We start from the raw sequence: 11,296 nt of genomic DNA on the forward strand, positions 1-11,296 counted from the left end.
GACACGTACCGGTGCCACACGAGGGAGCGAGATCAACCATGGCGGACGAAGAGAGGCTGCGCGAGTACCTCACGCGGGTCATCGCCGAGCTGCACCAGACCCGCCAGCGGCTGCGCGAGGTCACCGCCGAGGAGTCCGAGCCGGTCGCCATCGTCGCGATGAGCTGCCGCTACCCCGGCGGCATCACCTCACCCGAGGCGCTGTGGGACTTCGTCTCCGCCGGCGGCGACGCCATCGGCGAGTTCCCCACCGACCGGGGCTGGGACCTCGACCGGCTGCACCACCCCGACCCCGACAACCCCGGCACCTCGTACACCGCCGCCGGAGGCTTCCTCTACGACGCCGGGCGCTTCGACGCCGCCCTGTTCGGCATCAGCCCCCGCGAGGCCCTCGCCATGGACCCCCAGCAGCGGCTGCTGCTGGAGGTCACCTGGGAGCTGTTCGAACGCGCCGGCATCGCCCCGCTGTCCCTGCGCGGCAGCCGCACCGGCGCGTTCGTCGGCACCTCCGGCCAGGACTACGCCGCCGTGCTGCACCGCGCCCCCGGCGTCGAGGGCTACGTCCTCACCGGCTCCGCCGCCAGCGTCGTCTCCGGCCGGCTCGCCTACACCTTCGGCCTGGAGGGGCCCACCGTCACCGTCGACACCGCCTGCTCGTCGTCGTCGGTCGCCGTCCACCTCGCCTGCCAGGCCCTGCGCCAGCGCGAGTGCGGCCTCGCCCTCGCCGGCGGCGCGACCGTGCTGGCCACCCCCGGCCCGTTCGTCGAGTTCTCCCGCCAGCGCGGGCTCGCCGCCGACGGGCGGTGCAAGTCGTTCGCCGCCGCCGCCGACGGCACCGGCTGGTCCGAGGGCGTCGGCATGCTGCTGCTCGAACGCCTCAGCGACGCCCGCCGCAACGGCCACCCCGTCCTCGGGATCATCCGCAGCTCCGCCGTCAACTCCGACGGCGCGTCCAACGGGCTCACCGCCCCCAACGGCCCCGCCCAGCAGCGGGTCATCCGGCAGGCCCTGGCCGGCGCGAAGCTCACCCCCGACCTCGTCGACGTCGTCGAGGCCCACGGCACCGGCACCACCCTCGGCGACCCCATCGAGGCCCAGGCTCTGCTCGCCACCTACGGCCAGGACCGGGGCGACGCCGCGCCGCTGCTGCTCGGCTCGATCAAGTCCAACCTCGGCCACAGCCAGGCCGCCGCCGGCATCGCCGGCATCATCAAGATGGTCATGGCGATGCGGCACGGCACCGTGCCCGCCACCCTGCACGTCGACGCGCCCACCCCGCACGTCGACTGGGCCGCCGGCGCGGTCACCCTCGTCACCGAGCCCACCCCGTGGCCCGCCGTGGACCGGCCCCGCCGGGCCGCCGTCTCCTCGTTCGGGATGAGCGGCACCAACACCCACCTCATCCTCGAACAGCCCGAGGCCGCCGCCGCGACCGCCGCCGACCGGCCCGAACCGCCCGCGCCCGTGCTGCTCACCGGCCGCACCCGGGCCGCGCTGCGCCGCCAGGCCGAGCAGTGGTCCCGGTACGTCGCCGACGCCGCCCCCCACCCCGCCGACGTCGCCTGGTCCTCGGTGGCCTCCCGCAGCCCCCTGGAGCACCGGGCCGTCGTCCTCGCCGACGACACCGACGGGCTGCTCGCCGCCCTGACCGCCCTCGCCGACGACCGGCCCGCCCCCGGCCTCGTCACCGGGTCCGCCGCCGAACGCGGCGCCGTCGCGTTCCTCTACTCCGGCCAGGGCGCCCAGCGTGCCGGGATGGGTCGGGAGCTGGCCGCCGCGTTCCCGGTGTTCGCGCAGGCCCTGGACGAGGTGTGCGGGGCGCTCGACGCGCATCTGCCTCGGCCGTTGCGGGAGGTGCTGTTCGCCGACGCCGGTACGCCCGAGGCGGCGCTGCTGGACCAGACGGTGTTCACCCAGGCCGGGCTGTTCGCGGTCGAGGTGGCGCTGCACCGGCTGCTCGGCTCCTTCGGGATCGCCCCGGACCTCGTCGCCGGCCACTCGATCGGGGAGGTCGTCGCGGCGCACGTCGCCGGGGTGTTCACCCTCGCCGACGCGGCGGCGCTGGTCGCGGCCCGGGGTCGGCTGATGCAGGCGTTGCCGGCCGGCGGGGCGATGCTCGCCGTCGCCGCTGACGAGGCATCGGTGGTCGAGTCCCTCGTCGGGGTGACCGGCCCGGTCGGGATCGCCGCGGTGAATGGTCCGGCCGCCGTGGTCGTCTCCGGTGCGGAGGCGGCCGTGGACGAGGTGGCCGGGCTGTGGGCCTCCCGTGGGGTGAAGACGCGGCGGCTGACCGTCAGCCACGCGTTCCACAGCCCGCTGATGGAGCCGATGCTGGCCGGGTTCGCGGCCGTCGTCGCGGGGCTGGATCTGCGTGCGCCGGCCCTGCCGGTCGTGTCGAACGTGACCGGTGAGCTGGTCGATCCGGTGGCGATCCGTACTGCGGACTACTGGGTGCGGCACGTGCGCGAGGCGGTCCGCTTCGCCGACGGCGTACGCACCCTGCGCGCCCACGGCGTCGGCACCTTCGTCGAGGTCGGCCCCGACGCCGTCCTCGCCGCCGCCGTCGAGGCGACCCTCCCCACCGTCGCCACCGCCCCCGACGTCGCCCCCGCCGCCGTCGTGCCCGCGCTGCGCCGCGACCGCCCCGAACGCCGCGCCCTGCTCGCCGCGCTCGCCCACCTGCACGTCGCCGGCACCGGCGTCCGCTGGGCCGACGTCCTCGCCGACCGGCCCGGCCGCCTCGTCGACCTGCCCACCTACCCGTTCGAGCGGCAGCACTACTGGGTGCCCGCCGAGGCCCCCGCCGACCCCGCCACCGGCACCGGGCCGCTCGACCACCGCTTCTGGGACGCCGTCGAACGCGCCGACCTCGACGCCCTGCGCGACACCCTCCACCTCGACGACGCCACCGCCGACTCCCTGCGCGCCCTGCTGCCCGCCCTCGCCGACTGGCGGCGGCAGCGGCAGGAACACACCGTCCTCGACGGCTGGCGGTACCGCGCCGAATGGCAGGTCACCGCCGAACTCACCCCCGGCCGGCTCGCCGGCACCTGGCTCCTCGCGCTCCCCGCCGGCCTCGCCGACGACCCGGCCGTGACCGCCGTCCGCGCCGCGCTCACCGACGCCGGTGCCGACCCGCTGCCGCTGACCGTCGCCCCCGACGCCGACCGCGCCGCCCTCGCCGCCGCCCTCGGTGACACCCCGCTCGCCGGGGTCGTCTCCCTGCTCGCCTGGGCACCATCGGCCGACGCCGCCGCCCTGCCCGGCCTCGCCGCCACCCTCGCCCTCACCCAGGCCCTCGGCGACGCCGGCCACGACGCCCCGCTGTGGCTGGTCACCCGGGGCGCCGTCGCCGCCGCCGCGTACGACCGGCTCGCCGAGCCCGCCCAGGCCGCCGTCTGGGGCCTCGGCCGGGTCGTCAGCGTCGAGGCCCCCCACCGCTGGGGCGGCCTCGTCGACCTGCCCACCCGACCCGACGCCCGCGCCGCCGGCCGGCTCGCCGCGATCCTCACCGGCACGACCGGCGAGGACCAGCTCGCCGTACGCGGCCCCGGCGTCTTCGCCCGCCGCCTCGTCCGCGCCGCCCTCGGCGACCGCACCCCGGCCCGCCGCTACACGCCCACCGGCACCGCCCTGATCACCGGCGGCACCGGCGGCCTCGGCGCGCGCGCCGCCCGCTGGCTCGCCGCCGCCGGCGCCGAACACGTCGTCCTCGTCAGCCGGCGCGGCCCCGCCGCCCCCGCCGCCGCCGACCTCGAAGCCGAACTCGCCGCCCTCGGCGCCCGGGTCACCGTCGCCGCCTGCGACATCGCCGACCGGGCCGCCCTCGCCGACCTGCTGCGCCGCGTCGAGGCCGACGGCCCGCCCGTGCGCACCGTCGTGCACACCGCCGGCGTCGCCCAGACCACCCCCCTCGCCGAGGTCACCGCCGCCGAACTGGCCGAGGTGACCGGCGGCAAGACCGCCGGCGCGACCCACCTGCACGACCTGCTCGCCGACCGGGACCTCGACGCCTTCGTCGTCTACTCGTCCATCGCCGCCACCTGGGGCAGCGCCGGCCAGGCCGGCTACGCCGCCGGCAACGCCTACCTCGACGCGCTCGTGCAGCAGCGCCGCGCCGACGGGCTCGCCGGCACCGCCATCGCCTGGGGCCCCTGGGCCGACGGCGGCATGCACGGGGCCGACTCCGACCAGCAGCTGCGCCGCCGGGGCGTACCGGCCATGGACCCCGCCGTCGCCATGGGCGCGCTCGCGCAGGCCCTCGACCACGACGACGTCACCCTCACCGTCGCCGACGTCGACTGGACCCGGTTCGCCCCCGCGTACGCCTCCGCCCGGCGGCGGCCCCTGCTGGAGGGCGTACCCGAGGCGAAGGCCGCCCTCGACGGCGGCGCGCCCACGGACGACGGCGACGACGGCCCGGCCGCGACCCTGCGCCGCCGGCTCGCCGGGCTCACCCCGGCCCGCCGCGAGGAGACCCTCGCCGACCTGATCCGCGACCACGCCGCCGACGTCCTCGGCCACGACGGCGGGCCCGCCGCCATCGGCGTCACCACCGCGTTCCGGGACCTCGGCTTCGACTCGCTCACCGCCGTGGAGCTGCGCAACCGGCTCGCCGCCGCCACCGGGCAGGCCCTGCCCACCACCGTCGTCTTCGACCACCCCAGCCCGATCGTGCTGGCCCGCTTCCTGCTCGGCGGCCTCCTCGGCGACGCCGCCGACCCCACTCCGGCCGCCGCCGCGCCCACCGTGGACGGCGACGACCCGGTCGCCATCGTCGGCATGGCCTGCCGCTACCCCGGCGGCATCGCCGACCCCGACCAGCTCTGGCGGCTCGTCGCCGACGGCGTCGACGCCATCGGCGACTTCCCCACCAACCGGGGCTGGGACCTCGACCGGCTCTTCGACCCCGACCCCGCCACCCCCGGCACCAGCTACGCCGACCAGGGCGGCTTCCTGCACGACGCCGCCGACTTCGACCCCGGCTTCTTCGGCATCTCCCCGCGCGAGGCCGCGGCGATGGACCCGCAGCAGCGGTTGTTGCTGGAGGCGTCGTGGGAGGCGGTGGAGCGGGCAGGGGTTGATCCGGCGGGGTTGCGGGGTTCGCGAACAGGGGTGTTCGTCGGCACCAACGGCCAGGACTATGGGGCCCTGTTGATGATGTCCGCCGATGCTGCGGAGGGCTTCGCGGGCACCGGCAACGCGGCGAGCGTGGTGTCGGGTCGGGTGGCGTACGCGTTGGGGTTGGAGGGGCCGGCGGTGTCGGTGGACACGGCGTGTTCGTCGTCCCTCGTCGCGTTGCACCTGGCGGTGCAGGCGCTGCGCCGGGGCGAGTGCGATCTCGCGCTGGCCGGCGGCGTCACCGTGATGACCACCCCCGCCACCTTCGCCGAGTTCTCCCGCCAGCGGGCCCTGGCCGCCGACGGCCGGTGCAAGGCGTTCGCCGAGGCGGCCGACGGCACCGGGTGGGGTGAGGGCGTCGGAGTGCTGCTCGTCGAGCGGCTGTCGGACGCCCGGCGTAACGGTCACACGGTTCTCGCGGTGGTGCGCGGCTCCGCCGTCAACCAGGACGGCGCGTCGAACGGCCTGACGGCGCCGAACGGTCCGTCGCAGCAGCGGGTGATCCGGCAGGCCCTCGCGTCGGCGGGGCTGTCCCCGGTGGACGTGGACGTGGTGGAGGCGCACGGCACGGGCACCACCCTGGGCGACCCGATCGAGGCACAGGCGCTCCTGGCGACCTACGGCCAGGACCGGGGCGACGCCGCGCCGCTGCTGCTCGGGTCGATCAAGTCGAACATCGGCCACACCCAGGCCGCCGCCGGCGTCGCCGGGATCATCAAGATGGTGCAGGCCATGCGGCACGGGACCGTGCCCGCAACCCTGCACGTGGACGCCCCGTCCGGGCACATCGACTGGACGGCCGGAGCCGTGGAGCTGGTCACCGAGGCCACCCCGTGGCCCGGGGCGGGCCGGCCGAGGAGGGCAGCCGTCTCCTCGTTCGGCATGTCCGGCACCAACGCCCACGTCATCGTCGAGCAGGGCGACGAGTCCGCCGCCCCGACCGCCACCGGCGTCCCCGGGCTGCTCGCCGCCGACGTGACGGTGTGGCCGGTGTCGGCGCGGTCGAAGGCGGCGCTGGCCGGTCAGGCGGCCCGGTTGGCCGCGTACGTGCGGGAGCACGGCGACGTGGACCCGGCGGTGGTCGGTTGGTCCCTGGCGACGACCCGGTCGACGTTCGACCAGCGGGCCGTGGTGGTCGGGTCGGGCGTGGAGGAACTTCTCGCCGGTCTGGACGCGCTTGCCGCAGGCGCTCCGGCGGGCAACGTGGTGTCGGGTGTGGCGTCGGGTCATGGTCCGGGTCCGGTGTTCGTGTTCCCGGGTCAGGGTGCGCAGTCGGCGGGGATGGCCGCCGGTCTGGTGGGTCGTGCGCCGGTGTTCGACGCCCGCCTGGCCGAGTGTCAGCGTGCCCTTGCCCCGTACCTCGACGTGGATCTCGTGTCGGTGCTGACCGGGGATGACGAGTCGTGGTTGGAGCGGGTGGAGGTGGTGCAGCCGGTCCTGTGGGCCGTGGGCGTCGCCCTGGCCGCGGTGTGGGAGCACGCGGGCGTGGTGCCGCAGGCGGTGATCGGCCACTCGCAGGGCGAGATCGGCGCCGCCTGCGTCGCGGGCACTTTGTCCCTGGAGGACGCGGCGAAGACGGTCGCCCTGCGGTCGCGGGCGCTTGCGGTGTTGCGGGGGACTGGTGCGATGGCGTCGGTGGACCTGCCCGCCGAGGCGGTCACCGCCCGCCTCGCGGGGTTCCCGGGTGTGGGTGTGGCGGCGGTGAACGGCCCGTCGACGGTGGTCGTCTCGGGTCCGCCGCAGCCCGTCGCGGACCTCGTGCAGGCGTGTCAGGACGAGGGAATCCGGGCGCGGTTGATCCCGGTGGACTACGCGTCGCACTCCCCGTCGGTGCAGGAGGTGGCGGAGCGGCTGCGTGCCGATCTGGTCGACGTCACTCCGCAGCCCGGTCACACCCGGCTCGTGTCGACGTTGACGGGTGACTGGGTCGAGCCGGGGAGCATGACGGCCGACTACTGGTACGACAACCTGCGGCAGACGGTGCAGTTCGACGCGGCCGTCCGGGTCGCGCTCGCGGCCGGGCACACCATGTTCGTGGAGATCTCCCCGCACCCGGTGCTGACGATGCCGGTCACGGCGATCCTCGACGACGCCGGGGCAACCGGCCACACCCTCGGCAGCCTGCGCCGGGGCGACGACGACCCGACCCGGCTGCTGACCAACCTCGCCACCGCGCACGCCATCGGCCTGCCCGTCGACCTGACGAAGGTCCTCGCCCAGGCCGACGTGGTGCCGCTGCCCACGTACGCGTTCGACCACCACCGGTACTGGCTGGAGCCGCCCGCGCACCAGGTCCGGGACGTCGGCTCCGCCGGCCTCCAGGACGCCGGGCACCCGCTGCTCAGCGCCGCGATTCCCGTCGCCGACGACCAGACGGTCGTGCTCACCGGCCGGCTGTCGGTGCGTACCCACCCGTGGCTCGTGGACCATGCCGTCGGCGGGGCGGTGATCGTCCCCGGGACCGGGATCGTCGACATGGTCGTCCGGGCCGGCGACGAGGTCGACGCCGGTCAGGTCGGCGACCTCACGCTGATCAGCCCGCTCACCCTCCCGCCGGCCGGGGCCGTGCAGGTGCAGGTGCGCGTCGGCGCGCCCAGCGGCACCGGCGAGCGGACCGTCACCGTGCACTCCCGACCCGAGGGCGACGGCGACGGCGAGTGGACCCGGCACGCCGAGGGCCTGCTGCTGCCGCAGCTCCCCACCCCGCTGGTCGTGCCGGGGGAGTGGCCGCCCGCCGACGCCGTCGAGGTCGACGCGGACCTCGACGCCTGGTACGCGGAGATGGCCGGCGGCGGGCTCGGCTACGGCCCGGCCTTCCGGGGCCTGCGCCGGGTGTGGCGCGGCGTCGACGAGGCGTACGCCGAGGTGGCCCTGCCCGACGCGGTGGCCGCCGACGCGCCCCGGTTCGGCCTGCATCCCGCCCTGTTCGACGCGGCGCTCCAGGCCAGCGGCCTCGCCGGGCTGCTCGGCGACGGCAGCCGCGACGGCGACGTGGCCGCCGACGGCGACACCGCCGGCACCGGCTGGATGCCGTTCGCGTTCCGCGCTGTCGGCCTGCACGCCCACGGGGCGACCCGGCTGCGGGTGCGGCTGCGTCCCCTCGGCCCCGACACCCTCGCCGTCACGCTCGCCGACACCGCCGGGCAGCCCGTCGCCACCGTCGAGTCGCTGACGTTCCGTCCGGTCGCCGCCGGCCGGGCCGACGAGGCCGCCGCCCTGCGCCGCAACTGCCTGTTCCACCTCGACTGGACGCCGCTGGAGCAGACGCCGCCGGAGCGCGCCGACGCGACGGGCGGCGCCCGCTGGGCGCTGCTCGGCGACGACCCGTCCGGCCTCGCCGCCGTGCTGGCCGACGCCGGGCACCCCGTGACCGCCCACGCCGACCTGGCCGCCCTCGCCGCCGAGGTCGAGCGCTGCGGCGACGTACCCGATGTGGTGGTCGCGCAGTGGGCCGGCGCGGACCCGGCGCGGGCCGGCGACGCCGCGCACGACGCGGCCCGGGACGCCCTCGCGCTCGTGCAGGGTTGGCTCGCCGAGCCCCGCCTGGAGCGGTCCCGCCTGGTGCTGCGCACCGCCGGGGCGGTCGGCGCGGCCCCCGGCGAGGCCCCCCGCGACCTGGCGCGCGCCGCCCTGTGGGGGCTGGTCCGCTCGGCGCAGGCCGAGCACCCCGGCCGGTTCACGCTGCTGGACGTCGACGGCGACGCCGGCTGCCTCGCGGCCGTCCCGGCGGCCGTCGCCTCCGCCGAACCGCAGGTCGCCGTGCGCGACGGCGCGCTGCTCGTGCCCCGGCTGGTGCGGGCCCGCGACGCCGGCACGCTGGCCCTGCCCGGCGACGACGTGCCGTGGCGGCTTGACGTCACCGAGAAGGGCACCCTGGAGAACCTGGCCGTGCTGCCCTGCCCCGAGGTCACCGAAGCGCTGCCGGCCGGGCAGGTACGGGTCGCGATGCGCGCCTCCGGCCTCAACTTCCGGGACGTGGTGCTGACCCTCGGCATGGTCCCCGACCAGGAGGTGCTGGGCAACGAGGGCGCGGGCGTGGTGCTCGACGTCGGCCCCGGCGTCACCGGCGTGGCCCCCGGCGACCGGGTGATGGGCCTGTTCTCCGGCTCGTTCGCCAGCGTCGCCGTCACCGACCACCGCCTCGTCACCCGCATCCCCGACGGCTGGTCGTACGCGGAGGCCGCCGCCGTGCCGGTGGTCTTCCTCACCGCCTGGTACGGCCTGGTGGAGCTGGCCCGCCTCGACGCCGGCGAGTCCGTGCTGGTGCACGCGGCGGCCGGCGGCGTCGGCATGGCCGCCGTGCAGATCGCCCGCCACGTCGGCGCGGAGGTCTACGGCACGGCCAGCCCCGGCAAGTGGCCGGCGCTGCGCGCCACCGGCTTCGACGACGACCACGTCGCCTCCTCCCGCAGCCTCGACTTCGTCGACGCGTTCCGCGACCGCACCGGCGGGCGCGGCGTCGACGTGGTGCTCAACGCGCTCAGCGGCGAGTACGTGGACGCTTCGCTGCGGCTGCTCGCTCCCGGCGGCCGGTTCGTCGAGATGGGCAAGACCGACAAGCGGGACCCCCAGCGGGTCGCCGCCGACCACCCCGGCGTCAGCTACCAGGTGTTCGACCTCATCGAGGCCGGCCAGGACAAGATCGGCGAGATGCTCGCCGAGCTGGTCGCGCTGTTCGCCACCGGCGCGCTGCGCCCGCTGCCCCGCCGCGACTGGGACGTCCGGCGCGCCCCGGAGGCGTTCCGCTTCCTCAGCCAGGCCCGGCACGTCGGCAAGCTCGCCCTGAGCATCCCGCAGCCGCCCCGCCTCGACGGCACCGTCCTCGTCTCCGGCGCGACCGGCACCCTCGGCGCGCTGCTCTGCCGGCACCTGGTCACCGCCCACGACGCCCGGCAGCTCCTGCTGGTCAGCCGGCGCGGCCCCGACGCCGAGGGCGCCGACGCGCTGCTGGCCGACCTCAAGGCGCTCGGCGCGGACGTGTCGATCGTCGCCGCCGACCTGGCCGACCCCGACGCCGTCGCCGACGTGCTGTCCCTGGTGGACGCCCGGCACCCGCTGCGGGCCGTCGTGCACGCGGCCGGCGTCCTCGACGACGCCACCGTCGAATCGCTCACCCCCGACCGGCTCGCCGCGGTGCTGCGGCCGAAGGTCGACGCCGCCTGGAACCTGCACAATGCCACGACCGGCCACGAGCTGACCGCGTTCGTGCTGTTCTCCGCCGCCGCCGGGGTGTTCGGCGGCCCGGGGCAGGGCAACTACGCCGCCGGCAACGCGTTCCTCGACGCCCTCGCCGAGCACCGGCGGGCCCTCGGCCTGCCGGCGGTCTCCCTCACCTGGGGCCGGTGGGCGCAGGCCAGCGGCATGACCGGGCACCTCGACGCCGCCGACATCCGCCGCCTCGACCGGGGCGGCATGGCCGCCCTGTCCAACGACGAGGCCCTTGCCCTGTTCGACGCCGCCTGGCGGTCCGAGCGGGCCGTGCTGATGCCCGCGAAGATCAGCACCGGGGTCGCCGCGCCGGGCGCGCCCGTGCACCCGCTGCTGACCGGGCTGGTCCGCGCCGCCGGCCGCCGGGCCGCCGCCGGTGAGGCCCCCGACGGGCAGGCGTACGCCGCGCGGCTCGCCGGCCTCACCGCCGACAAGCGGGTACGCGCCCTGCGCGACCTGGTGCTGTCGAACGTCGCCGTCGTCCTCGGTCACGGCGACCCGGCCGGCATCGAGCCGACCCGCGCCTTCCGCGAACTCGGCTTCGACTCGCTGACCGCCGTGGAGCTGCGCAACCGGCTCGGGGCGGCCACCGGGCTGCGGCTGCCCGCCACCCTCGTCTTCGACAATCCGACGCCGGCGGCGCTCGCCGCGCACCTCGCCGACCAGCTCGCCCCGGCGGCGGGGTCCGGGGCCGGCACCGACGGGGCCGGGGGCGGCGCGTCGGGCGGGGCCGGTCTGGACCTCGACCGCATCGAGGCGGCCCTCGCCGGTCTCGACCCGGCCGACGACGAGTTCCGCCGCATCACCGACCGGCTGCACGGCCTGCTGGACCGGCTGGCCGAGCGGCAGTCCGACGCGGGCGACGACGACCTGGAGTCGGCCACCGCCGACAACATCTTCGACCTGATCGACCGCGAGCTGGAGACGTCGTGACCAGCCGCAACGACCACGGCATGCCGAGTGAGGTG

Annotated in this window: 1 protein-coding gene; it reads left to right on the forward strand. The window is 76.8% G+C overall.

Annotated elements, in window-relative coordinates:
• Positions 1-38 precede the first annotated feature (38 nt).
• Positions 39-11,261, forward strand: coding sequence for a type I polyketide synthase (locus ACFYWL_RS17975; protein WP_386973850.1), 11,223 nt, complete (start codon positions 39-41; stop codon positions 11,259-11,261).
• Positions 11,262-11,296: the final 35 nt, after the last annotated feature.

The sequence above is a fragment of the Micromonospora sp. NPDC002575 genome (assembly GCF_042889525.1).
GTDB classification, from domain to species: Bacteria; Actinomycetota; Actinomycetes; order Mycobacteriales; family Micromonosporaceae; genus Micromonospora; species Micromonospora carbonacea.